We start from the raw sequence: 22,776 nt of genomic DNA, 5'->3' as shown, positions 1-22,776 counted from the left end.
CCCGCGTCCTGCCCTAGGCCGCCCTGAGGCGGCCGACGGCGCCGTACCCCATGACCTCGGTGATCTCGGTGGCGTCGTCCGGGCGCCACTCGAAGAGCGGCACGAGGCCCGGCTCGACGATGTCCATGCCCTCGAAGAACCGCAGCAACTGCTCGATGGTGCGGGGCTGGTACGGCAGGGCGCCGGGCGCGGCGGAGTAGACCTCGCACGCCTTGATGATGGACGGCGTGGGGATGTCGTGGCTGAGCATGAGGCAGCTGCCGGGGGCGAGTCGTTCGAGGAGGCGTCCGATGACTCCGTGCGCCTCCTCGTCCGAGAAGTGGCCCAGGACGCTGCTGAAGGTCAGCATCACGGGCTTGCTGAGGTCGAAGCACTCGGCGACATGGCCCATGACGGTGTCGGTGTCGCGCATGTCGGCGTCGATGTAGCTGCTCAGGGGCGGGTCCTGGTAGGCGCCCTGGTGGGCGAGGACGACGGGGTCGTTGTCGACGTACAGCACGCGCGCGTCGGGCTGGTGGCGGCTGACGATCTGGTGGATGTCGGGCTCCAGCGGGAGACCGCAGCCGAGGTCCAGGTACTGGGTGACGCCCGCGTCGGCGGCGGCCCAGCGGACGGTCCGGCGCAGGAACTGGCGGGCGGAGCGGGCGTCGGCGGTGATGCCGGGCGCTATCTCCTCGACCGCCTCGACGGCCTGCCGGTCGCGCTCGTAGTTGTCCTTGCCGCCCTGGGCGGCGTTCCAGAACCGCGCGCTGCTCACCCCTCCGTCAGCGGCGGCCGACGGCTCGTGGCGGTCTGAGATGTGCTCGCTCATGGGGGGCTCCTCGGCGGTCGTCGAGTGCGGACGGCAGGGTGCTGGTGCCGTCAACTGCCGTACGACGACCGAGACTTGCCCGCACGTAGGCGACCGTACACCGCGGGATCACCTGCACGAGAGTCAGGTGCCGCCCGCCGACGTGCCCGCGCGGGAACGCCCAGGCGTGTGGATGACCCGCACTCCCGGCCTCGTAACTGCCCTTTCGGTAAACCCACTTGCGCGTCAAATGTATTGCGCCCGAGCCGAAGTCAGTACCCCCGGGGGGAATTCGCGATTACCTGACGGCATGGTGCGACGGGTGCGAGGTCGCGTACGTTCCACAATCCGTCCGTGAGGGGCGTCACTTTACGGAGAATTGAACTGTCACCTGAGGGGCGTTAACGTCTTTCACGCCCATCCCGGATGGTCCAGGCCAATTCGGGAATATGACGATGCGCGGGGGGAGGCCGGGCGATGCCATCAGGTTTCGCAGGCCACGAGAGCATCACCAGGCCTCACCTCGTGCGCATACAACGCACTAAGGACTGTACGTGAACCGCAGCGTTCTGCGCTTTCGCACGACTGTGATTTCCACCGTGGTGGCCGGAGCCGTCGCCTTCACCGGCATCGGCGCCGCGCACGCCTCCGAGGCACCCGAGGCCCGCACCACGGCCGGGGACGCCGACACCGGCGCCGTCGGCGAGCCCACCCCCGAGCAGGTCGACGAGCTGGCCCGCTACCTCCAGGCCCTGGAGAACGGCGACGTCCTCGACTCGGCGGGCGAGTTCGACTACGACAAGACCCGCGCCGAGTTCGGCGCGGAGTTCGCCGACGCGATCCAGGCCAAGATCAGCGGCGACATCCCCGTGGGCGCCTACGGCAGCTACACCTCGTGCCTGCTCAAGGGCGTCGGCCTCGGCGGCCTGGGCGGCGCCACCGCGGCCATCACGGCCAAGCTCAAGAAGAAGCACTTCACGGACGCGGCCAAGCTGATCATCAAGGAGGCCGCCAAGCGCGGCATCAAGGTGGGCGTCAAGGGCGGCGTCGCGGGCCTGGCCGCCTCCCTGGGCACCTACGCGGTCTGGTGCGCCACCCCGTGGGCCTGAGGGCCATGTGCTGAGCTAGCAGGCTGATCAGAAACTGGCGAAGGGGGCGCGCCCACCGGGCCGCGTCCCCTTTGTCGGCTTCCCGCCCCCCGCCTTCGGCTTTCCACCCTTCGGCCTTCCGGCTTCGGCCTTCCGCTCTCCGCCGAGCGGTCCGTCAGCCTTCGCCGACCACGGCCCGCAGGTGCGCGAGATACTCCTCGAAGCGGACGCGCCCGTCGTCGGACAGGCGCACGAAAGTGCGGACACGGCGTTCCTGACCGCCGCGCAGCTTGGCCAGCTCCACCACGCCCGCCTCCTCCAGCACCCGCAACTGCCGTGAGAGCTCCGGCGAATCCAGTTCGAGGGCCTCGCGCAGGTCGGCGAACGACGCGTTGTGCACGCGCCGCAGCGTGCCGAGGACGGCCAGGCGCACCGGCGAGTGCATCAGCGTGGTCAGCGCCTGCCGATGCTGCCCCCCTTCGCTCATCAGGCCCTCCACCGCGACACCAAGTAGCCCAGCAGGGCCAGCGCGGGAGCCGCGGCGGGAACCGCGATGCCGATGGTGGAGTCCGGGGTGTCCCACAGGACGTTGCCCGCAGGAAGGCCCAGCAGGAAACCGGCCGCGATCCCGACACCGCTCTCCAGCCGGGTATGGGGGCGGCGCAGCGCGCGCTCGCGGTGGAAGTAGTTCCAGCCCGCCACCACGGCCAGCCCCGCCAGACACACCGGGATGCCGAGCACGAGCGGCACCCTCTGCTCGGCAGCCCCCCACAGGGCGCCGAACAGCGCGAGTGCCGACACCACTCCTCCCACCCGTTCGCCCGCCGGGGCGGGCCGGTTGAGCGCGGGCGCCCGCTCGGCGACGGCGAGCTGGTCGGCGGCGGTCTGTGGGTCCATGCCGGGATCCCCCAAGGTCGTGCGGATCGTTCAGTTGCCACCTTCGCACTCAGTTGGCAAACATGCAACTAAGTGGGTGCCCTGCCGATCTTGCCCCCGACGAACCCACGGCCCGAGCATGGGCCGACCACGTCCGAGAGAAAGGCACGCCCACGTGACCGTCGAGCTGCGCCACTACCGCGACATCGAAGAGATCCGTCAGACCCTCGTGGACATCCACGTCGAGGTGAGACAGCGAGACTTCGGGCTCGTCGGGGACTTCTACAGCGCGGACCGGTTCAACGAGCGGCTGTCCCGCCACCGTTCGGCACCCGACTGGAAAGCCGTCGTCGGCTACGCGGACGGCGAGCCCGTCGGCTTCGCGTACTGCGCGCCGCTGGGCCCACACACCCGCTGGTGGACGGCGATGACCACGCCCCTGCCCGAGGGATACACCGAGGAGGACGGCACGCGCACACTCGTCCTCAACGAAATCGTCGTACGCCGCGCATGGCGAGGCAGAGGCATCGCCAGCCGACTCCACGAAGACCTGCTCGAGGACCGCTCCGAGCAGCGCGTGGCACTGCTGGTCAACCCGAAGGCGGGCGACGGGAAAGTCCAGGCCCGCTACGAGCAGTGGGGGTACGAGAAGGTCGGCGAACAGCAGCCCTTCCCCGACTCCCCGGTGTTCGCCGCCATGGTGCGCGCCCTGCCCTGACCCCGCTACGCGATGTGCTCGGCATCCTCGTCGAGGGAACGCTGGTAGCGGTCGCGGAAGCCGCGCAGGTACGGGCGCAGCGTGCTCTCCGTCAGCGGGCCGCCGGACTGGCCCGTCACGCCGTACAGATCCATCAGATACAGGCTGAACTGGCGGGCGTTGGGATAGTCGCCCATCTCGCTGACGTACTTGCGGAAGGCGTTGAAGTACGCCTCCTCGCGGGTCATGTCGTCAGGGAGGCCCGAGCCTTCCGCCGCGGCGGGCTCGGGCAGGGGCTCCGCCTCGGGCGCGGGCTCGGGAGCCTGCTCCTCGCGCGGGCCGGGGATCAGGTGCGCGCCCCCCGCCAGCGGCCGGGTGCGGCCGGGGCCCGCCGGGACACGGAAGCCCGAGCCGTCGTCGACCACCTCGGCCCGCTGGTCATGGGCCTGCCGGGCGTGCGCCTGCTGCTCGTGGAGCTGCTGCTCGTAGACCTGCTGGTCATAGGCCTGCTGGTCGGCGTACTGCTGCTGCTCGTACGCCAACTGCTCGACATAGCCCTGCTGCTGGGCCTGTTCCTCGTACCACTCGTCGTACGGGGCCTCCGGGTCGTACGACACCGGGCCTTCGGCGTACTGCTGCGGCGGCTGCGGGGCCGCGAACCACGGGCTCACATGGGCGCCGGGCTGCTGCTCGCCGGGGCCCGGGGGCTCCTCGGCGCGCGGGTGCTCCTCGGGGGCGGGCTCCGGCTCCGCGCCGGGCTGGGCCTCCGGGCGGGGCTGCGCCTCCGCGCCGGGCTGCGCCTCCGGGAGGGGGCGGGGCTCCGGGGACGGGTCCTTGGCCAGGGCCGCGGGCGCCGCGGGCTCGGCCTTCGTCAGCTCCGGCTTGTGGGGCGCGGCCTGGACGGGCGGCAGGACGGGCGGCTCGATCCCGGCCGCTGCGAGGCCCGCGGGGGCCGTCTCCGCGAGCGGGACGCCGTAGCGGGCCAGGCGCAGCGGCATCAGCGACTCCACCGGGGCCTTGCGGCGCCAGCCGCGGCCGAAGCGGGAGCGAAGGCGCGCCTGGTAGACCAGGCGCTCCTGCTCCAGCTTGATCACCTGGTCGTAGGAGCGCAGCTCCCACAGCTTCATGCGGCGCCACAGCAGGAACGTCGGCACGGGGGAGAGCAGCCAGCGCGTCATGCGCACGCCCTCCATGTGCTTGTCCGCCGTGATGTCGGCGATCCGCCCGATCGCGTGCCGGGCCGCCTCGACCGCGACCACGAACAGCACCGGGATGACCGCGTGCATACCGACGCCCAGCGGGTCCGGCCAGGCCGCCGCGCCGTTGAAGGCGATCGTGGCCGCCGTGAGCAGCCACGCCGTCTGGCGAAGGAGCGGGAAGGGAATCCTGATCCAGGTCAGCAGGAGGTCGAGCGCCAGCAGGACGCAGATGCCCGCGTCGATGCCGATGGGGAAGACCATCGAGAAGGTGCCGAAGCCCTTCTTCTCGGCCAACTCCCGCACGGCTGCGTACGACCCCGCGAAGCCGATCCCGGCGATGACGACCGCACCGAAGACGACGACCCCGATGAGTATCCGGTGCGTGCGTGTCAGCTGCATCGCGGCCACCCGCGAACCCCTCCCTGTCCATGCCCGTCCGGCTGTCCCAGTCCGGCGTGTTGCGAGCGACAGCCTGGCACATGTGTGCGTGCGCCTGTGTGCCGGTACGGCAGCCGAGGCGTGACCGGGCACGGCAGGAGCCCGGCCGCGCGGGCGGCCGGGCTCCGGTAACTCCTGGGCGTGAGCGCCGAGTTGGGCTCATCTCCTCGCGCGCGAGGGGGCTCGGGCCACTGGCTCTCGGGCTAGCTCTTGGGCTTCGCGTCGGTCTTCGGCTTCGCGCCGGAGCCCTCGGAGGCCTCGTCGTCCTTCGAGGCCTTGTCGCCCTTGTCGTCCTCGGGAGCCTTGCCGTCCTTGGGAGCGCCGGAGGACTTGTCCGCGCCACCCGCCTTGTTCGCCGCCACGACCGCCGCGACGGCCTCCTTCGCGGCCTTCTGCGTGTCCTTGGCGAGGGCCGCCTCGTCCGGGGACTTGTCACCCGCGAGACCCGCGCCGTTGTAGTCGACCGTGACGACGGCGTTCTCCACGCGGGCCACGAGCGTCTGCTGCTTGAAGGTGTCCTTCTCCTTCTTGACGTCGTAGCTCACCAGCGTCGCCTGGTCGCCCACACCCGGAACCGGCGTGGTCTTGACGCCCTTGGCGTCCTTGGCCGCCTGGGCGTCGGTGACCTGCTTCGCGAAGTTGCCCTGGGCGCGCTTGGCGCCGCTGCCGAGGGACTGGTCGGACTCGAAGCGGTTCAGCGAGACACGCAGCCAGCGGAACTGGGAGCCGTCGACGCCGTTGTTGTCGAGGCTGTCCCACGTGCAGTTGCCGCGCGTGGACACGTCGTCCGACGTACCCGTCTTGCCCGCCTTGTTCTTCGTGGCCGGGACGAGATCGCCGAGGGTCTTCTTCGAGAGCGTGGCGCAGGGCTCGGGCAGCTTGGCGAACGCGGCCTTCTCCACGGTCGCCGCCTTGTCGCCGGAGCCGCCGGAGCCCTCGGACCCGCCGGAGGCGGACGCGGAGGCCTTGTCGCCGCTGTCCTTCTTGTCCCCGTCCGACCCGGAGTCGCTGCTGCAGGCGGAGGCGAAGAGGATCACCGGTACGGCGGCCGCGCCCACCAGAACGCGGGTGAGTCGCTGACGCTGTCGCTGTGCGGGTCGGTGCATGGTTCCTTCACTCGTGTTCGCTCTTGGCGGCCGTGCCGTTCGATGGGGTCGTTGGGCCACCGTACGCGGTGTGCGACGCGGGTGACCCGGCTTCCGGGGAGCCCGTACGCGCTCGAAACAGCCCTCAGCCGTCGAACCTGTCGACCAGGTTTTCCGCCAGTTCGCGCGCGTTGTCCTGCATTTCCTTGGAGTCGGGGACCTCGGTCCTGCGGGCCGGCTGCTCGTCGTACTCCACCGTCACGATCACGTTCGACGTGCGGAACACCACAGTCACAGTGCGCTGCCGGGTCGCCGACGCGGCGGTCGTCAGCACGTCGTCGAGGAACGCCTCGTCGCCGAGGTCGTCCAGGGCGCGCGGCTCGTACCCGGCGGGAGTCCCCTCGTCCGCCACGGTCGAGTCGCCGTCCGGCTCGTCGTCGGCCGCGGCGCCGTCGCCCTTCTTCGCCGAGGCGTGGGCGGCGGCGGGGGCGCCCTGGGCGCGGGGAGAGCCATCCGGGCCATCCGATTTGTCCGAGCTGCCCGGCTTGCCCTTGGGGGAGTCGGAGCCCCCCGAACCCTCGGGCTCCTCCGTGTCCTCGCCCTCTTCACCCTCGTCGCCCTCGTCCGACCCCGAGGACGGCGGCTCCGCGATGCCCGCGTCCCGCAGCTTCGTCCGATAGAGCTCCTGCGCCCGGGTGTCGTCGCTGACCGTCCCGTCGTACGACACCACACGCTCGAAGTCGACCAGCAGATGGTGCGTGGCGTCCGCCGACTCGGTCTTCCAACGGCAGCCCACGCGCCGGTCGGTGTCGTACGTCACCGTCGGGGCGCCCGCGTACGCCTTCTCGCGCTGCTTGGCGTCCTCGATGTCCTTGATCCCCGGCAGCATCGAGTCGAGCGTCGAGCCGTCGACCGCGCCGCAGGGCTCGGGCAGCGTGCGGTACTTGCCGGGCTCGGCGGCCGACGTGGAGCTGCCGGAGTCGCCGGACTTGCCGTCGTCGCCCTCGCCGGTCCCCGAGCTGCCGGTGCAGCCGGCGAGCAGCGCCACCAGGAGCGCCGCTGTGCCCGGTACGTAGACCCTCCGCTGCACCGTGCTGGCTCCTCTCGACGTGGACGGGTCCGGCCGACCCGTGCGGGCCGGGCCACCGGGCCTGTCCGGCCTGGTTATTCGGTTGCCGCCGACGGACGGCCGGTGGACACAATGTGTATCGCACGCGCCGCTGTGGATGCCGGTCCGTTATCCCATACGTCGACCTTGGCACCGGTATTTGCGCTTCAAGTCTTTTGTTGTCGTACGGGGGAAAGAGGAAGTTATGTCGTACGTGGAGATGCCGGGGGCGAACGTCCCCATCCGGATGTGGGCGGACCCCAAGACGGTCGAGGGCGCCGCGATGCAGCAGCTGCGCAACGTCGCCACACTGCCGTGGATCAAGGGCCTGGCCGTCATGCCGGACGTCCACTACGGCAAGGGCGCCACGGTCGGCTCCGTGATCGCCATGCAGGGCGCGGTCTGCCCGGCGGCGGTCGGCGTCGACATCGGCTGCGGGATGTCGGCGGTCAAGACGTCGTTGACGGCCGCCGACCTGCCGGACGACCTGTCGCGGCTGCGGTCGAAGATCGAGCAGGCGATTCCGGTGGGGCGGGGGATGCACGAGGACCCCGTCGAGCCGGGGAAGTTCCACGGGGTGCCGACCGGAGGGTGGGACGACTTCTGGGGGCGGTTCGACGGGGTGGCGGATGCGGTCAAGTTCCGCCAGGAGCGGGCCGTCAAGCAGATGGGAACGCTCGGAAGCGGCAACCACTTTGTCGAATTCTGTCTCGACGAGTCCGGTTCGGTCTGGCTGATGCTGCACTCCGGATCCCGGAACATCGGCAAGGAGCTGGCCGACCACCACATCGGCGTCGCCCGCGAACTGCCGCACAACCAGGGCCTGGTGGACCGCGACCTCGCGGTGTTCATCGCGGACACCCCGCAGATGGCGGCGTACCGCAACGACCTGTTCTGGGCGCAGGAGTACGCGAAGTACAACCGCGCGCTGATGATGGCGCTCTTCAAGGACGTGGTCCGCAAGGAGTTCAAGAAGGCCGCGCCGACCTTCGAGCAGGAGATCTCCTGCCACCACAACTACGTGGCGGAGGAGCGGTACGACGGCATGGACCTGCTGGTCACCCGCAAGGGCGCGATCCGCGCGGGCTCCGGGGACTACGGCATCATCCCGGGCTCGATGGGCACCGGCTCGTACATCGTGAAGGGTCTCGGCAACGAGGCGTCCTTCAACTCCGCGTCGCACGGCGCGGGCCGGAAGATGAGCCGCAACGCCGCGAAGAAGCGGTTCTCCACGCAGGACCTGGAGGAGCAGACGCGGGGCGTGGAGTGCCGCAAGGACTCCGGTGTCGTGGACGAGATTCCGGGGGCGTACAAGCCGATCGAGAAGGTCATCGAGCGGCAGACGGACCTGGTCGCGGTGGTCGCGAAGCTCAAGCAGGTCGTGTGTGTGAAGGGCTGAGGCTCCGCTGCCGGGCTACTCCGCGTGCATGACCGCGTAGATCATGATGAACGCGACGATGTGGATGCCGAAGAGGAAGTACGCGAGGTACCACCACACCAGGCGTTCGTTCTTCTTCTCCTGGGCGAGGCGGCGGGACTCCTGTTCGTGGACCAGGCGGTCCAGGGGGTCGGGGGAGTCGGGGGAGCCGCCGGGGGTGCCGGGGTCGTCGGCGGCGTAGGTCATCGCTGCTCCCGGTGGACCTTCGTGTTGGACGCCTGGGCGCGGGGGCGGACCACGAGGAGGTCGATGTTGACGTGGGGCGGGCGGGTGACCGCCCAGGTGATCGTGTCCGCCACGTCGTCGGCGGTCAGCGGCTCGGCCACGCCCGCGTAGACCTTCGCGGCCTTCTCCTCGTCGCCGCCGAAGCGGGTCAGTGCGAAGCCCTCGGTCTTGACCATGCCGGGGGCGACCTCGATCACGCGGACCGGGGCGCCGACGATCTCCAGGCGCAGGGTCTCGGCGAGGACGTGCTCGGCGTGCTTGGCGGCGACGTAGCCCCCGCCGCCCTCGTACGTGCCGTGGCCCGCCGTGGAGGAGACGACGACCACGGTGCCGTCGCCGCTCGCGGTGAGGGCGGGGAGCAGTGCCTGGGTGACGTTCAGGGTGCCGATGACGTTCGTCTCGTACATCTGGCGCCAGTCGGCCGGGTCGCCGGTGGCGACGGGGTCGGCGCCGAGCGCGCCGCCCGCGTTGTTCACCAGGACCGCGATCTCGCGGAACGCCGTCGCGAAGGTGTCGACGGCCGCGCGGTCGGTGACGTCGAGTTCGTACGCCGTGGCGCTGTGCCCGGCGTCCGTCAGCTCGGCCGCGAGTGCCTCGACGCGGTCCTTGCGGCGGGCCGTCAGGACGACCCGGTACCCGGCCGCCGCGAGGCCGCGGGCCGTGGCCGCGCCGATGCCGCCGCTGGCACCCGTGACGATGGCGATGCCGGGCTTGCGGGGCGTTGCGGCGGCGGACATGCGGGCTCCCTGGGGGTCGGGCCGGGGCGGGCTGGTTCGGGGTGGTACGGCGTGGTGCGGGCCGGCCCGGGGCGGGCCGGTTCGTTTCGTACGTGCGTTCCTTGCTGCCTCGGTCAGCATAGGCGCGCCCCGCCCGGCCCGGATGGCCGACGCCTGCCTCGGCGAGGGCGGTGGAGCGGGCGGCGGGTGTGGTCAACAGGGTGGCATGTGGGGGGTTGGGGGGTCCGGAGCGGCGGCGGGTGGCATGTATGGCGCAGATGTGGACGCCGGTGGTGTGGATGTCGGCGCCATGGACGGGCAGTGTCGTGGTGGTAGTGGAGGTAGTCGTGCGGGTGCTCTGTGTGGGGGCCGTGGTCGCGGGGGCGGTGCTGTGGGGGAGCGGCGGCGCCGTGGCGGACGTGGACGCGGTGCCGGAGGCGGATGTCGCGTACCACGGGCAGGTGGCCATGACCCGTGGGCTCGCGGCGGTGTCCCTGACGCCGGAGAACCACGGCCCGGACGACGTCCCCGGCGCCACGGTCCGCCTCGCCTGGTCGGTGCCCCTGGAGGACGGCATGCGGCTTCCGGACACCTGTGTGCGGGCCGGTGAGCGCGGGGTGCTGTGCCGCACGGGCGCCCTGCCCGCGGGCGCGCGCGGCGAACGGCTGCACCTTGCCGTCCGGCTCCGCGGGGCGCCGCGCGAGGTGACGGTGACGGTGGGCACCGTCTGGAACGGCGGCGCGGTCGACCACAATCCGCGCAACAACGAGCATGCGGTGCTCGTCCTCGACACCGGGGACTCGTACTACTTCTGACCTGGCTGCTTCTGGCCTGGCCGGGCGCTGCTCCCGGGCCCCGGGGGGCGTTTCCCCGGGGCTGCTCCCGGCTACCCCTGCCCCGGCCCGGCCGTCTCCGTGTCCGTCAGGTCGAGGCGCCAGTCGTTGCATCGCATCCAGTGTCCCTTCGGGTACTCCATGTCCTCCTCCCCGAGCAGCGTGAAGCCCGCCTTGCGGCACACGCCGTTGGACGCGGGGTTGTCCACGGAGGGGAACGCGTGCAGGTGGCGGTGGAGGGCCGCGCGGCGGGCCTTGGCCACCGCCAGGCGGACCGCCGTGCCCGCGATGCCGTGGCCCTGGAACTCGGGGACCACGCCCCAGCCGGCCTCCCACACGTCCTCGCCCCCGTGGGTGGTCTCCCAGAAGCCGACGATGCCCGCCGACGCCCCCTCGGGGCCCGCCGCGATCCGGAACATCCGGCCCCGGCGGCCGTCGTCCAGGCCCAGATACCGGCGGTGCCGGTCGAGCAGCTTCTCGTGGGTCTCGGGGCCGCCCAAGTGCGCCGTCATCTCGGGCGAGTTGTGCCGTACGAGCAGCTCGAAGTCGCCCTCCGACCAGGGTACGAGCCGGACATCCTGAGCCTGTGTTCTCTCCATGACCTCACGCTAGGCGGAGGGTCTGACAATCCCCGGCGCCGACGGCCGCCGCACTCCCCGCCGCCGCCCCGCGCCCCCACCGCCCCCCTGGCCTCAGCCCGGCGCGTACGCCGTCGGGGGCACCCCCACGGTCGCCGTGAAGTCCCGTACGAGATGCGCCTGGTCGGCGTACCCGAGCCCCGCCGCGAGGTCCGCCCAGTCCACCGCCGCCGACTCCGCGCGCTCCAGGGCCTCGTGGATGCGGTAGCGCAGGACGACCCTTCCCCAAGCTCTCAACTTCGTTCGAGCAGGGGAGACCCCATCCGGGCCGACGCCGACGTACGCGGAGAAGAGCCGTTGCAGCGCCCGCACCGACAGGCCCGCCTCGCGCGCCAGGTCCCCGACGCGCCGGATCGTGCGGTCGGCGCGGATGCGGTCGACCAGCTCCATGGCGAGGTCGGCCTGCGGGTCGGGGGCGGGGCCGTGGCGCAGCAGGAAGGCGTCGAGGGCGGCCACGCGCGCGTGCTCGTCGTCGGGCCGGAGGACCGCGTCGACCAGCCCGGCCGCGTCGACCGCGTCGTCCAGCCCGGCCGCCCCGCCCGCGCTCACCGCCCCGCTCGTGCCCGCGCCCACCGGGCCGGAGGCCCCCGCTCGTCCCCCTCCGAACGCCTCGCCCAGCCCCACCTCCCGCCCCGTCAGCCCCGCCACCGCCCGCCCCGGCGCGAACGGCCGGAAGCCGCCCGGCCGGAACTGCACCCCGCACACCCGCCCGCGCCCGACCAGCTCCTTGCTGAACAGGCCGAGGCCGATGCCCGCCACCTCCCCGAAGAGTTCGCGCCCGGCCAGGTCCTGGAAGACGACGTTCACCGACGGGTGCGGCACCACGTGCGTCACGTACGGCTCGGTGAGGTCCCAGTCGACCAGCCAGTAGTGCTCCAGGTACGGCCGCAGGGGCTCGGCGGGGGCGTACCGCCGGAAACGTACGCGGGTCATGAGACCGGAGGCGTCGACGATGCCCCGGGTGTCGCGACGAGGCGTGCCAGAGGAATCAGCATGACCAGCAGGGCCAGCAGGGCCAGCAGGGCCAGCAGGGCCAGCAGGGCCAGCAGGACCGGGAGCGCGGGAGGAGCCGGGCATGTCGTGATCGTAGGACGGGGCACTGACAGTGGCCCGGGACCCGCCGCCCGCCGGGCTGTCGCGTTTGTTCAAGACGGGCCGTGCCCCCGCTGCCTACTGTCGCCCCATGAACACCACCCACAAGACCGGAGACCTCCTGGCCGTCGCCGCCGCCCACGCCCTGCCCGTGGTGCGGAGCCTCCCCGACGACCGCCTCGACGCCCGCACTCCCTGCGCCGAGTACGACGTACGGGCCCTGGTGAACCACCTCTTCCACGTGGTGGTGCAGTTCCAGGAGCTGGCCGCCAAGCGGAACGCCGACTTCGGCGGCGACACGCCCGACTATGTGGCCGAGGGCGACGACTGGCGCGAGCGGTTCGCGGCGCAGACGGAGAAGCTGGTCGCCGCCTGGTCCGCGCCCGGCGCCGACGAGGGCACGACGGGCGCGATGAACATGCCCGCGCGGACGGTCGGTTCGATGGTCCTGCTCGATCTGACGGTGCACGCCTGGGATCTGGCCCGCGCGACCGGCCGGGCGTACGGAACGGACGAGGCGGCCGCGACCGGCGTACCGGACGTCGTGGACACCTTGCGCGCGGCCGTCGCCGAGCTGGCCCCCACGGCCCGCGCGATGGGCGTCTTCGGGGAGCCGGTGCCGGTACGCGAGGACGCGTCGGACTTCGACCGGCTGCTCGCGGCGACGGGCCGGGACCCGTACTGGAGCTGAGCCCGGCCGCACGCCGAGCCCGACCGCACCCCGGCCGCCCCGGGGGACGCACCCCACCCCGACCGCCCCACCCTCACGACGACGTCCGCAGCGCCTCCACCGCGATCCGCGCCGCCGTCCCGATGACCGCGTCCGCCGACGGCAGCGTCGCCGCCGTGCGGGCGGCGCGGGTGAACACGGCGACGGCGTAGCGCCCGCCGTCGGGGTACTCGACGACGCCGACCTCGTTGCGCACGGTCGGCAGGCTGCCGGTCTTGCCCGCGACGTGGACGTCGTCGAAGGGGAAGCCGGCGGCGAGGCGGTGCGGCCATACCTGGAGGCCGAGGACGCGGCGCATGGCGGCGCCGTGCTCGGGGACGCAGGCCTCGTCCCGCCACACCGCGCCGAGCAGGCGGGTCATGTCGCGCGGGGTGCTGTGGTTGGTGCGGGCCGGGTCGAGGGCGCGCAGCCGGGCGATGACGTACGGGTCGGTCAGGGCCTGCGCGCCGCCGGGGCCCGCGTCCTCGCGCATGGACGCGAACATCTCGCGGAAGCTGTGCACGGCCCGGGTGCGGGTGAGGCCGAGGCGGGCTGTCGTGGCGTTGACGGCGTCCAGGCCGACGCGTTCCAGGAGGAGTTCGGCGGCGGTGTTGTCGCTGACGGCCATCATCAGGTACGCGGCGTCGCGCAGGGACAGCCGTACGGGGTCGAGCATCGCGGAAAGACCGGTCGGGCCGGACGTGCGGTCGGCGGGCGGGCACTCGATCTGTTCGGTGAGGTCGACGCGGCCCGCCGCGGCCTGCTCGTGCAGCGCGACGAGGACGCACAGCTTGTGGACGCTGGCGGTGACGACGGGCTGGTCGGCGCCGACGCCGACCTCCGCGCCGGAGTCGATGTCGACGGCGTGCAGCCGGCCCGTGACTCCGGCCTCGGCGAACGCGTCCTGGAGACGGATGGGGGTCGTGGTCACAGCCAGTACTCCGCGGTCGGACGCAGATGGAGCGGACGTGGGGGCGCGTCGGCGGTCAGGGCGGCGGTGTCGCGCAGGGCGCGCGTGACCGCCTCCGCGAACGCCACCACCGCGGTGTCGCCGCGCCCCTTGGGCCAGGCCACCGAGTGCCGCCAGGCCAGCGGGGCACCGGCGAGCGGCCGCCAGACGATGTCGGGGTCGGTGCCGGGAGGGGGCACGGGGTGGGCGTCCTTGGGGCTGAAGGCGACGGCGTGCGCGGACAGGATCAGGCCGCGCACGAAGCTGGCGCCCTGGCCGTGCCGGACGGCGGTGGGGGTGTAGCCGTCGCGGGCGCAGGTGGTGAGGAGGTCGTCGTGCAGGGCGGGGGCGGCGCCGCGGTGGAAGAGGACCAGGTCGTAGCCGGTGAGGGCGGGGAGGGGGACCTCGTCGAGGGCGGCGGCGGGGGCGCCGCGCGGCAGCAGCACGCCGACCTCGCGGCGCAGCACCGGGCCGAGTTCCAGGCCGGTGACGTCGCAGGGGTGGTGGATGAGGCCGACGTCCAGGTCGTGCGCGGCGAGCTGGGCGAGCTGCTGGGTGGTGGTCAGCTCGCGCAGCTCCAGTTCGACGCCCTCGTGGTGCCGCCGGAAGTCGGCGAGGAGCGCGGCGACGGTCTCGCCCGCGATGTCCGGCGGGAGCGCGGCCCGCAGCAGGCCGCTCTCGCCGTCGCGGATGCGGCGTGCGGCGGCGAGCAGCGCCTCGGACCGGGCGAGGAGCTCGCGGGCCTCGTCGAGGAGCAGCGTCCCGGCCTTGGTGATGGTGACCTGTCTGCTGGTGCGTTCGAAGAGGCGCACGCCGAGGTGGCGTTCCAGGCGCTGGACGCGTTGCGACAGGGGCGGCTGGGCCATGCCGAGGCGCTCGGCGGCCCGACCGAAATGTGACTCTTCCGCAACAGCCACAAAGCACTCCAGGTGCCGCATCAGGTCCACGAGCAGCGACGATATCGCAGATTAATGAATACGTAAGTGATATCGAACTTGGACATAGGGGGTGCGGCGCTGATCTGCTCCGTGCATGACCTCGCTCTCTTCGGCACGGCCCGCCTCCGCTCGCGTACGTCGCCGGAGCACCGTGCGCCGCTGGTCCGGCGCCCTCGTCGTGGGCCTCGCCCTCACCACGGGCTGCTCCACCGCCTCCGACTCCGGCTCGGCCGCGCCCTCGGACCCCCCGAAGCCGACGGCCGCCGCCGACACCCGTGAGCGGCTGCGCGTGGACGGCACGACCCGCGACTACCTCCTGCACAAGCCCACCGCGCCCGGCTCGGGCCCCCGCCCGCTCGTCGTCGCCTTCCACGGCCGCGGCGCCGACCCCGCCGAGATGCGCGAGCTGACCGGCCTGAACGAGGCGGCCAAGGCGCGCGGGATGCTGGTCGCCTACCCCAAGGCGCTGCGCAAGACGTGGGGCGCGGGCACGGCGCCGTCCCGGCTGCGCCCGGACCCCGACGCCGACGTGCGCTTCACGCAGGCCCTGGTCGACAAGCTGGTCCGCACGGAGCGGGCCGACCCGCGGCGGGTGTACGTCGTGGGGTTCTCCAACGGCGGCTCGATGGCGCTGCGGGTGGCGGCGGACCGGCCGAGGCTGGTGGCGGGGGCGGTGTCCGTCGCGGGGCAACTGCCCACCGGGCGGGACGAGGTGCGGCCGAAGGGGCCGGTGCCGGTGATGGTCGTCTACGGCGCCAAGGACCCGGTGCGCCCGGTCACGGGCCTGGCCCGGCCCGGACCCGCCCCCAAGGGTCAGGAGCCCATCATGGCAACCAAGTCGGCCCGCTCGAGCGTCAAGGCCTTTGCCACGGCCGGTCGTACGAAGCCTCCGGCCGAGCAGTCCCGCAAGGGCTACGACCGCACCGTGTGGCGTCCCGGCCCCGGCACGGTCCCCGTCGAACTCCTCGTCGTGCGCGACGCGGGCCACACCTGGCCCGGAACGCGCGTCACCCCGCCCAAGGGCTTCGGCCCCGCCAGCAAGGCGCTGGACACCACCGGCACCGTGCTCGGCTTCCTCACCGACCAGAGCCCGCGGCCCCCGCGCGGGACGGCCGACACCCAGGAGCGCAGCGACCGATGAACGAGAGCGACCGATGAACGTGAGCGACCTCAACGAGAGCGACCGATGAACGTGAGCGACCTCAACGAGAGCGACCGATGAACGAGAGCGACCGATGAACAAGACCGTCCGCCGCGCAGCCGTCTTCTGCGGGCTGCTCGTCCTCGCCCTGCTGGTGCGCGCCACCTGGGTGCAGTTCGTCAGCGCCGAGACCCTCGCCGAGCACGAGCAGAACCGGCGCGTGAAGATAGCCGACTTCGGCCAGCCGCGCGGCGACATCATCGTCGGCGGTGAGGCCGTCACCGGTTCCGTGACCACGCCCGGCTCGGACTTCAAGTACAAGCGGGTCTTCAAGGACGGCCCGATGTACGCGCCCGTCACCGGCTTCTTCTCGCAGTCCCAGGGGCAGACGTTCCTGGAGGGCGTGCACAACGACCTGCTCACCGGCAGGGACAGCAGGCTGCTCGGCTCGCCCCTGGACACCCTGACGGGCGAGCGGCCCAAGGGCGGCGACGTGGTCACGACCATCGACCCGAAGGCGCAGAAGGCCGCCTACAAGGGTCTGACGGACCTGGACGCCAAGGGCGCGGTGGTCGCCCTGGACCCGCGCACCGGCAAGATCCTGGCGCTGGCGAGCACGCCCTCGTACGACCCTTCGGTGTTCTCCGGGATCTCCGGCAAGGACGGCCAGGCGTTCGAGAAGCTCAGGAAGGACAAGGCCAAGCCGCTCAACAACCGGGCGTTCCGCGAGGCGTACCCGCCGGGGTCGACCTTCAAGATCCTCACCGCGGCGGCCGCCCTGGAGCACGGCACGGTCAGCGACATCAACAAGCCCTCGCGCGCCCGCGCCCCCTACCGGCTGCCGCAGAGCTCCACGGAGATCGGCAACGTGGTGCCGAACGACATGTGCGACAAGGCCTCGATGCGGACCGCGATGCAGTGGTCGTGCAACAACGTCTTCCTGGACGCGGCGCTGCGGACCGGCAAGGACAAGATGCGGGAGACGGCGGAGCGGTTCGGCTTCAACGAGGAGCAGTTCATGCCCGTACGGACGTCCGCGAGCGGCTATCCGGAGAAGCTGGACAAGCCCGGGACGGCGCTCACCGGCATGGGCCAGGGCAGCGTCACCACCACCCCGTTCCAGATGGCCATGGTCACCGCGGGCCTCGCCAACGACGGCAAGGTCATGAAGCCGTACCTGGTGGAGGAGTTGCGCGGCGCCGACCTCTCGACGGTGGAGAAGGCCGAGCCACAGGAGCTGGAGCAGGCCGTCTCGCCGGAGACCGCGCGCAAGGTGCAGGACATGATGGAGTACACGGTCACCGACGGCACCGGCGACAAGGTGGCCATCGACGGGATCACCGTCGGCGGCAAGCCCGGGACCGCGCAGCACGGCTCGAACGTGCGCGACGCGCGGCCGTACGCGTGGTTCGTGTCCTACGCCAAGCAGTCCGACGGCACGTCACCGGTGGCGGTCGCCGTGCTCGTCGACCCCGAGGACATGGACATCACCCGCTCCGAGATCGCGGGCGGCAAGCTGGGCGCGCCGATCGCCAAGGCGGTGATGAAGGCGGTCCTGAAGAAGTCCTGACCGGACGTGGACCGTGCCTGGTGCGGCCGCCGGTGCGCGGCCCGGACCGTTCCTGGTGTGGCCTACTGTGCCTGGTGTGGCCGCTCTCGGCGGCTCAGGGCCACACCAGGCAGTACGCCTGATGCCCCGCGTCGTGCAGGCGGTGGCTGAAGTCCTGCCACTCGTGCAGCAGTTGGTAGACGTTGAAGGCGTCGCGGGGGCCGCCGCGGTCGGGGACCGTGGACCAGATGAAGGCCGCCGCGCCGACGGACTCCTCGCCGATGCCGCGCAGCGGGTCGACGACCGTCATGGGGAGCTTGACGACGGCGTAGTCGGGGTGGAGGACGACCAGCTCCAGCGGGGGGACCTTGTGCAGGGGTATGCCCTCGATGCCGGTCAGGACCATCGCGGCCATCGTCTCCGGCTTGATCTTGGTGAACATGCCGCCCATGCCCAGCTCGTCGCCGCCCAGCTCCTCGGGGCGCATCGAGATGGGGACCCGGGCCGCCGTGGCGCCGTCGGGGGCGCCGAAGTATTTGTAGGTCACCCCCACCCCGCCGCTCCTGTTTCCCGCCCGCTCACGCTGCACCCTGTCCGGCGTCCGCTGCTCGGGGGCCGGGACCGCCTCTGCCTCTCGCCGGTGCTTGCCCCGCCGGGCACGCCGGGGACCCAGGCCGTCGGTCCCCTCGCCCAGTCCGCCACCGCGCTGCATATCTCCACCCGACTGCTTTTCTAGAGCGCGCGGACCCCGCCGCGCAACCCGATCATCGTGTCAGTGACCTCCCCCACGGTCACCCGCCGAAACGTGGGGTGAAACACCAGTCCACAGGATTTCCGCACAACGGCCCCACGGCGAGGCCGACAGCGCGGAAAGCCGCCGCACAGGAGGCCCGGCCACGATGTCCGGACCCTCTGACACCATGGTTCATGTGAGCTTCCCGTATAGCGCCCCAGTTTCGCAGACTCTTTTCGACCGCGCGGCGGCCGTGACGCCCGGCGGTGTGAACTCGCCCGTCCGCGCCTTCCGAGCCGTGGGCGGTACGCCCCGTTTCATGGTGTCCGGTACGGGTCCGTACCTGACGGACGCCGATGGCCGCGAGTACGTGGACCTCGTGTGTTCATGGGGACCCATGATCCTCGGGCACTCCCACCCCGAGGTCACCGCCGCCGTCCAGGAGGCCGTCGCCCGTGGCACGTCCTTCGGCACGCCGGGCGAGGGCGAGGTCGCCCTCGCCGAGGAGATCGTCGACCGGATCGCCCCGGTCGAGCAGGTCCGCCTCGTCTCCAGCGGCACGGAGGCGACGATGTCCGCCATCCGGCTCGCCCGCGGCTTCACCGGGCGCGCCAAGGTGATCAAGTTCGCCGGGTGCTATCACGGGCACGTGGACGCGCTCCTCGCCGCGGCCGGGTCGGGCGTCGCGACCCTCGGCCTGCCGGACACGCCGGGCGTCACGGGCGCCCAGGCCGGCGACACCATCGTCCTTCCGTACAACGACCTGGAGGCCGTGCACGAGGCCTTCCACACCCACCCCGGCGAGATCGCCTGTGTGATCACGGAGGCCTCGCCCGGGAACATGGGCGTCGTGCCGCCGCGCCCCGGCTTCAACGAGGGCCTGAAGTCCGCGTGCGCGAAGAACGGCGCGCTGTTCATCTCCGACGAAGTCATGACCGGATTCCGGACAAGTAAAGCCGGATGGTTCGGAGTTGACGGGGTGACGCCGGATCTCATGACCTTCGGAAAGGTCATGGGCGGCGGATTCCCGGCGGCCGCTTTCGGTGGCCGCGCCGATGTCATGGGGCATCTCGCGCCGGTAGGGCCCGTTTATCAGGCGGGCACGCTGTCGGGGAATCCCGTCGCCACGGCCGCGGGTCTCGCACAGTTGCGCCTCCTTGACGACGCGGCGTACGAGAAGGTGGACGCCGTCTCCGTCGAACTGCGCGGCCTGGTGACCGAGGCGCTGAACAAGGAAGGCGTCGCGCACCGCGTGCAGAACGCCAGCAATATGTTCTCCGTGTTCTTCACCGACCGTGAGGTGCGGAATTACGAGGACGCCAAGTCCCAGGAGTCGTTCCGCTTCACCGCGTTCTTCCACTCGATGCTGTCGCAGGGCGTCTATCTGCCGCCGTCGGCCTTCGAGTCCTGGTTCGTTTCCACCGCCCATGACGAGCGTGCCGTCGAGCGCGTCGCCGCCGCCCTGCCGGCGGCCGCGCGCGCGGCCGCCGAAGCCACGAACACCCCGGAGGCCACCGCATGACCGCGGGCAGCACGAGTGCCGGCAGTGAGATCACCGTCGTCCATCTGATGCGCCACGGCGAGGTGCACAACCCCGACGGGATCCTCTACGGCCGCCTTCCCGGCTACCACCTCTCCGACCTCGGCCGGCAGATGGCCGACCGCGTCGCCGAGCACCTGTCCACCAGGGACATCACGCACGTCGTGGCCTCCCCCCTGGACCGCGCGCAGGAGACCGCGACCCCCATCGCCAAGGCGCACGGCCTCGACCTGGCGTCCGACGGGCGGCTCATCGAGGCGGACAACGTCTTCGAGGGCAAGACCTTCGGCGTCGGCGACGGCGCCCTGAAGAACCCGGACAACTGGAAGCACCTGGTCAACCCGTTCAAGCCGTCCTGGGGCGAGCCGTACGTCGAGCAGGTCGTGCGGATGATGGGCGCCCTCGACGCGGCCAAGGACGCGGCGCGCGGGCACGAGGCCGTGTGCGTGAGCCATCAGCTGCCGATCTGGATCGTGCGCAGCTTCGTGGAGAAGCGGCGCCTCTGGCACGACCCGCGCAAGCGGCAGTGCACGCTCGCCTCTTTGACGACGTTCACCTATCGCGGCGACAAGATCGTATCCGTGGGTTACTCGGAACCTGCCCGAAATCTTGTCCCCAAGCACCTTCTCGCGGGCGCCAAGCCGGTGAAGGGGAAGAGCAAGGCATTCGGCGCGTGACGCTTGCGCTGTGCCTGTAGGACGGGGTTCGGCTAAGGGGCTTGTGTTTGCGGGGAAACTGCGGACCGGCTGTGGCTGGTCGCGCAGTTCCCCGCGCCCCTTTCGGGCGCCTGTGTGTCCGCTGTGTGCGCCGGGTAATTGCGTGAGCACCCTATGGCGTTGAATGTCTCTTCTCTGTAATAGACCCCATATTGATGCTCCTGTTCGGAACCCGGGTCTTCGTCGCACCCTCTAAGGGGTTGTCCTTCAGCCAGGAGGACCAAAAGCGCGACGAATGGGGTTGGAATGCGCGACGACAGCCGCACGGACCGGGGACGCGGAGTACCGGCGATGCGCCGGACCTCCCTGAGTCGCCGGGGCGCGCTCGGCCTGGGGGCCGGCGCGGCGGCGGCCATCGGCCTTTCGGCCTGCGGCTCCGGTTCCGGCGACTCGGGATCGGCCGCGGACAACGCCAAGGGCGCCGGGAAGCCGGGTACGCCGAGCCGCCCGGCCAAGCCGATCGGCGACGGTTCCACGGCCTTCACGGGCAAGCAGCCGAACCAGCCCGAGAAGCCGCGCCCGCTGGAGCCCGGCGAGACCCCGCCCCAGTTCGTCGTCTTCTCCTGGGACGGCGCCGGTGAGGTCGGCAACGGCCTGTTCCCGCGCTTCCTGAAACTGGCGAAGGAGCACGACGCGGGGATGACGTTCTTCCTCTCCGGGCTCTATCTGCTCCCCGAATCCAAGAAGCGGCTCTACCGGCCGCCGAACAACGGCGTCGGCGCCTCCGACATCGGCTACCTCACCGACGGCCACATCAAGGACACCCTGAAGTACGTGCGCCAGGCCTGGCTGGAGGGCCATGAGATAGGCACGCACTTCAACGGCCACTTCTGCGCGGGCACCGGCTCCGTGGCCAACTGGACGCCCGCCCAGTGGCAGTCCGAGATCGACCAGGCGAAGTCGTTCGTGACGAAGTGGCGCACCAACACCGGCTGGGACGACCTGCCGCCGCTGCCCTTCGACTACGAGAAGGAACTCGTCGGCGGCCGCACCCCCTGCCTGCTCGGCCAGGACAACCTGCTGCCGACCGCCAAGAAGCTCGGCTGGCGCTACGACGCCTCCTCGCCGGGCGGCCGCCAGAAGTGGCCGGACAAGAAGATGGGCATCTGGGACCTGCCCCTGCAGGCCGTGCCGTTCCCCGGCCACACCTTCGAGGTCCTGTCGATGGACTACAACATCCTCGCCAACCAGTCGAAGAACTCCACGAAGGCCCCGCCGGCCAACTACCCGGGCTGGCGCAAGCAGGCCACCCAGGCCTACCTCAAGGGCTTCCAGCGCGCCTACGAGTCCAACCGGGCGCCCTTCTTCATCGGCAACCACTTCGAGGAGTGGAACGGCGGCATCTACATGGACGCCGTCGAGGAGGCCCTCAAGGGCATGGCCGGGAAGAAGGACGTACGCCTGGTGTCCTTCAAGCAGTTCGTGGACTGGCTGGACGTGCAGAAGCCGGACGTCCTCGCCAAGCTGCGCGGCCTGGAGGTCGGGCAGAAGCCGGCGGGCGGCTGGAAGAGCTACCTGTCGGGCGGCTCATCGGCCAACCAGGGCGACGCCGAGAAGGACACCGGCAACGCGGCCTGAAATGGGACTTTCCGCTACCGCGGGGGGCGTCGAAGATCCCCGAAGGGGGCATGCGAAACTTTTCACATGAGTGCCGCCTTCTGCGCCCCCCGCAGCCCGAACCGCAGCCTCCGCAGCCGTCGCCGCGCACCACTCTTGGCGGCGGGCGCCGCCGTGGCCGCGTTGGCACTCTCCGCATGCGGCTCGGGCGGCACTTCCGGCGGTTCCGGTCAGACGAACTTCGTCACCGGCAAGGAGGGCATCTCCACGGTCAAACGGGGTGAGCGGCATGACGCGCCGAAGCTCGATGGCACCACCCTCGAAGGCAAGAAGCTCGACGTCGACGACTACAAGGGCAAGGTCGTCGTCTTGAACGTCTGGGGCTCCTGGTGTGCTCCATGCCGGGTGGAGACGCCGAACTTCGTGAAGGTGGCGAATGCCTCCAAGGGGAAGGACATCCAGTTCATCGGCATCAACGCCCGGGATCCCCAGAAGGGGCCAGCGATTGCCTTTGAAAAGGACTACAACGTCCCCTATCCGAGTCTGCACGACCCGATGGGCAAGCTGATGCTGCGCTTCCCCAAGGGCACGCTGAACCCAGTGCTCATCCCGGCCACGGTTGTTCTGGACAAGGACGGCAAGATCGCGGCACGGTCGCAGCAGGCACTCAGCGAAGAAAAGCTGCGCAAGATGATCGACCCACTGCTTGCGGAGAAGTGAG

General features: G+C 71.3%; 24 protein-coding genes. 11 read left to right on the top strand and 13 right to left on the bottom strand.

Going from position 1 to position 22,776, the window contains the following annotated elements; all coding sequences use genetic code 11:
- Positions 1 to 13: 13 nt before the first annotated feature.
- On the bottom strand, positions 14 to 811 hold the full coding sequence (locus ACZ6BG_RS14000) for an SAM-dependent methyltransferase (RefSeq protein WP_469000056.1): 798 nt from the start codon (positions 809 to 811) through the stop codon (positions 14 to 16).
- 533 nt (positions 812 to 1,344) lie between these two features.
- Here ACZ6BG_RS14000 and ACZ6BG_RS13995 point away from each other — a divergent pair.
- Complete coding sequence (locus ACZ6BG_RS13995; RefSeq protein ID WP_469000055.1) at positions 1,345 to 1,899, top strand: hypothetical protein; 555 nt, start codon at positions 1,345 to 1,347, stop codon at positions 1,897 to 1,899.
- 154 nt (positions 1,900 to 2,053) lie between these two features.
- Here ACZ6BG_RS13995 and ACZ6BG_RS13990 read toward each other — a convergent pair whose 3' ends face one another.
- Both ACZ6BG_RS13990 and ACZ6BG_RS13985 read right to left on the bottom strand, forming a co-directional pair.
- Positions 2,054 to 2,365: a transcriptional regulator gene (locus ACZ6BG_RS13990; RefSeq protein WP_469000054.1), complete on the bottom strand. Its 312-nt coding sequence runs from the start codon at positions 2,363 to 2,365 to the stop codon at positions 2,054 to 2,056.
- Positions 2,365 to 2,775 (bottom strand): hypothetical protein, encoded by a 411-nt coding sequence (locus ACZ6BG_RS13985; RefSeq protein ID WP_469000053.1) that lies wholly within the window; start codon positions 2,773 to 2,775, stop codon positions 2,365 to 2,367. Before ACZ6BG_RS13985 ends, ACZ6BG_RS13990 begins: the two co-directional genes overlap by 1 nt.
- 154 nt (positions 2,776 to 2,929) lie before the next feature.
- On the opposite strand from ACZ6BG_RS13985, the gene ACZ6BG_RS13980 reads away from it, so the two are divergent.
- Positions 2,930 to 3,472 (top strand): GNAT family N-acetyltransferase, encoded by a 543-nt coding sequence (locus ACZ6BG_RS13980; RefSeq protein ID WP_469000052.1) that lies wholly within the window; start codon positions 2,930 to 2,932, stop codon positions 3,470 to 3,472.
- A gap of 5 nt (positions 3,473 to 3,477) precedes the next feature.
- Here ACZ6BG_RS13980 and ACZ6BG_RS13975 read toward each other — a convergent pair whose 3' ends face one another.
- The 3 genes from ACZ6BG_RS13975 to ACZ6BG_RS13965 all read right to left on the bottom strand — a co-directional run bounded on the left by ACZ6BG_RS13975 (position 3,478) and on the right by ACZ6BG_RS13965 (position 7,263).
- Entirely contained in the window at positions 3,478 to 5,049 is a 1,572-nt protein-coding gene (locus ACZ6BG_RS13975) for a DUF2637 domain-containing protein (RefSeq protein WP_469000051.1), read from the bottom strand.
- A gap of 242 nt (positions 5,050 to 5,291) precedes the next feature.
- A complete protein-coding gene (locus ACZ6BG_RS13970) occupies positions 5,292 to 6,194 on the bottom strand; it encodes a DUF3558 domain-containing protein (protein ID WP_469000050.1) in 903 nt (300 codons plus the stop codon).
- 124 nt (positions 6,195 to 6,318) lie between these two features.
- Positions 6,319 to 7,263 carry a DUF3558 domain-containing protein gene (locus ACZ6BG_RS13965; protein WP_469000049.1) on the bottom strand — a complete coding sequence of 315 codons (945 nt, stop codon included), beginning with the start codon at positions 7,261 to 7,263 and terminating at the stop codon, positions 6,319 to 6,321.
- Positions 7,264 to 7,486: 223 nt separating this feature from the next.
- Between ACZ6BG_RS13965 and ACZ6BG_RS13960 the strand changes: the two genes are divergently transcribed.
- Positions 7,487 to 8,680 (top strand): RtcB family protein, encoded by a 1,194-nt coding sequence (locus ACZ6BG_RS13960; RefSeq protein WP_469000048.1) that lies wholly within the window; start codon positions 7,487 to 7,489, stop codon positions 8,678 to 8,680.
- A 15-nt stretch (positions 8,681 to 8,695) separates the two neighbouring features.
- On the opposite strand, the gene ACZ6BG_RS13955 is transcribed toward ACZ6BG_RS13960, so the two are convergent.
- Both ACZ6BG_RS13955 and ACZ6BG_RS13950 read right to left on the bottom strand, forming a co-directional pair.
- A complete protein-coding gene (locus ACZ6BG_RS13955) occupies positions 8,696 to 8,905 on the bottom strand; it encodes a hypothetical protein (protein ID WP_469000047.1) in 210 nt (69 codons plus the stop codon).
- Positions 8,902 to 9,681, bottom strand: coding sequence for an SDR family NAD(P)-dependent oxidoreductase (locus tag ACZ6BG_RS13950; RefSeq protein ID WP_469000046.1), 780 nt, complete (start codon positions 9,679 to 9,681; stop codon positions 8,902 to 8,904). Before ACZ6BG_RS13950 ends, ACZ6BG_RS13955 begins: the two co-directional genes overlap by 4 nt.
- A 248-nt stretch (positions 9,682 to 9,929) precedes the next feature.
- Here ACZ6BG_RS13950 and ACZ6BG_RS13945 point away from each other — a divergent pair, with 248 nt between their 5' ends.
- Positions 9,930 to 10,475, top strand: a complete 546-nt coding sequence (locus ACZ6BG_RS13945) for a hypothetical protein (protein ID WP_469000045.1) — start codon at positions 9,930 to 9,932, stop codon at positions 10,473 to 10,475.
- Between the two features lie 71 nt (positions 10,476 to 10,546).
- Here the strand turns inward: ACZ6BG_RS13945 and ACZ6BG_RS13940 are convergent, their stop codons facing one another.
- On the bottom strand, positions 10,547 to 11,092 hold the full coding sequence (locus tag ACZ6BG_RS13940; protein WP_469000044.1) for a GNAT family N-acetyltransferase: 546 nt from the start codon (positions 11,090 to 11,092) through the stop codon (positions 10,547 to 10,549).
- Positions 11,093 to 11,185: 93 nt separating this feature from the next.
- Positions 11,186 to 12,064 (bottom strand): DUF6597 domain-containing transcriptional factor, encoded by an 879-nt coding sequence (locus ACZ6BG_RS13935; RefSeq protein WP_469000043.1) that lies wholly within the window; start codon positions 12,062 to 12,064, stop codon positions 11,186 to 11,188.
- 250 nt (positions 12,065 to 12,314) lie between these two features.
- Here ACZ6BG_RS13935 and ACZ6BG_RS13930 point away from each other — a divergent pair, with 250 nt between their 5' ends.
- Positions 12,315 to 12,914: a TIGR03086 family metal-binding protein gene (locus tag ACZ6BG_RS13930; RefSeq protein ID WP_469000042.1), complete on the top strand. Its 600-nt coding sequence runs from the start codon at positions 12,315 to 12,317 to the stop codon at positions 12,912 to 12,914.
- A gap of 73 nt (positions 12,915 to 12,987) precedes the next feature.
- Here the strand turns inward: ACZ6BG_RS13930 and ACZ6BG_RS13925 are convergent, their stop codons facing one another.
- Positions 12,988 to 13,863: a serine hydrolase gene (locus tag ACZ6BG_RS13925; RefSeq protein ID WP_469000041.1), complete on the bottom strand. Its 876-nt coding sequence runs from the start codon at positions 13,861 to 13,863 to the stop codon at positions 12,988 to 12,990.
- The gene (locus tag ACZ6BG_RS13920) at positions 13,860 to 14,828 is read right to left on the bottom strand and encodes a LysR family transcriptional regulator (protein WP_469000040.1); all 969 of its coding nucleotides are present in this window, start codon (positions 14,826 to 14,828) and stop codon (positions 13,860 to 13,862) included. The genes ACZ6BG_RS13925 and ACZ6BG_RS13920 overlap by 4 nt, the downstream gene beginning before the upstream one ends.
- 85 nt (positions 14,829 to 14,913) lie before the next feature.
- Between ACZ6BG_RS13920 and ACZ6BG_RS13915 the strand changes: the two genes are divergently transcribed.
- Together ACZ6BG_RS13915 and ACZ6BG_RS13910 are read left to right on the top strand one after the other, a co-directional pair.
- On the top strand, positions 14,914 to 15,960 hold the full coding sequence (locus tag ACZ6BG_RS13915) for a CE1 family esterase (RefSeq protein WP_469000039.1): 1,047 nt from the start codon (positions 14,914 to 14,916) through the stop codon (positions 15,958 to 15,960).
- 94 nt (positions 15,961 to 16,054) lie between these two features.
- Positions 16,055 to 17,530, top strand: coding sequence for a peptidoglycan D,D-transpeptidase FtsI family protein (locus tag ACZ6BG_RS13910; RefSeq protein ID WP_469000038.1), 1,476 nt, complete (start codon positions 16,055 to 16,057; stop codon positions 17,528 to 17,530).
- A gap of 94 nt (positions 17,531 to 17,624) precedes the next feature.
- Here ACZ6BG_RS13910 and ACZ6BG_RS13905 read toward each other — a convergent pair whose 3' ends face one another.
- A complete protein-coding gene (locus tag ACZ6BG_RS13905) occupies positions 17,625 to 18,062 on the bottom strand; it encodes a hypothetical protein (RefSeq protein ID WP_016640275.1) in 438 nt (145 codons plus the stop codon).
- A gap of 367 nt (positions 18,063 to 18,429) precedes the next feature.
- Here ACZ6BG_RS13905 and hemL point away from each other — a divergent pair, with 367 nt between their 5' ends.
- The 4 genes from hemL (at position 18,430) to ACZ6BG_RS13885 (ending at position 22,775) form a co-directional block, all read left to right on the top strand.
- The gene (hemL, locus tag ACZ6BG_RS13900; RefSeq protein WP_469000037.1) at positions 18,430 to 19,764 is read left to right on the top strand and encodes a glutamate-1-semialdehyde 2,1-aminomutase; all 1,335 of its coding nucleotides are present in this window, start codon (positions 18,430 to 18,432) and stop codon (positions 19,762 to 19,764) included.
- Positions 19,761 to 20,459, top strand: a complete 699-nt coding sequence (locus ACZ6BG_RS13895; RefSeq protein WP_030361122.1) for a histidine phosphatase family protein — start codon at positions 19,761 to 19,763, stop codon at positions 20,457 to 20,459. Before hemL ends, ACZ6BG_RS13895 begins: the two co-directional genes overlap by 4 nt.
- A gap of 330 nt (positions 20,460 to 20,789) precedes the next feature.
- The gene (locus ACZ6BG_RS13890) at positions 20,790 to 22,076 is read left to right on the top strand and encodes a polysaccharide deacetylase family protein (protein ID WP_469000036.1); all 1,287 of its coding nucleotides are present in this window, start codon (positions 20,790 to 20,792) and stop codon (positions 22,074 to 22,076) included.
- Positions 22,077 to 22,142: 66 nt separating this feature from the next.
- Positions 22,143 to 22,775 carry a TlpA family protein disulfide reductase gene (locus tag ACZ6BG_RS13885; protein ID WP_469000035.1) on the top strand — a complete coding sequence of 211 codons (633 nt, stop codon included), beginning with the start codon at positions 22,143 to 22,145 and terminating at the stop codon, positions 22,773 to 22,775.
- Position 22,776 lies beyond the last annotated feature (1 nt).

The organism is Streptomyces sp. NPDC041205, assembly GCF_055591765.1.
Note: the sequence above shows the minus strand (reverse complement) of the source record. Positions and strands in the feature narration are given on the sequence as shown.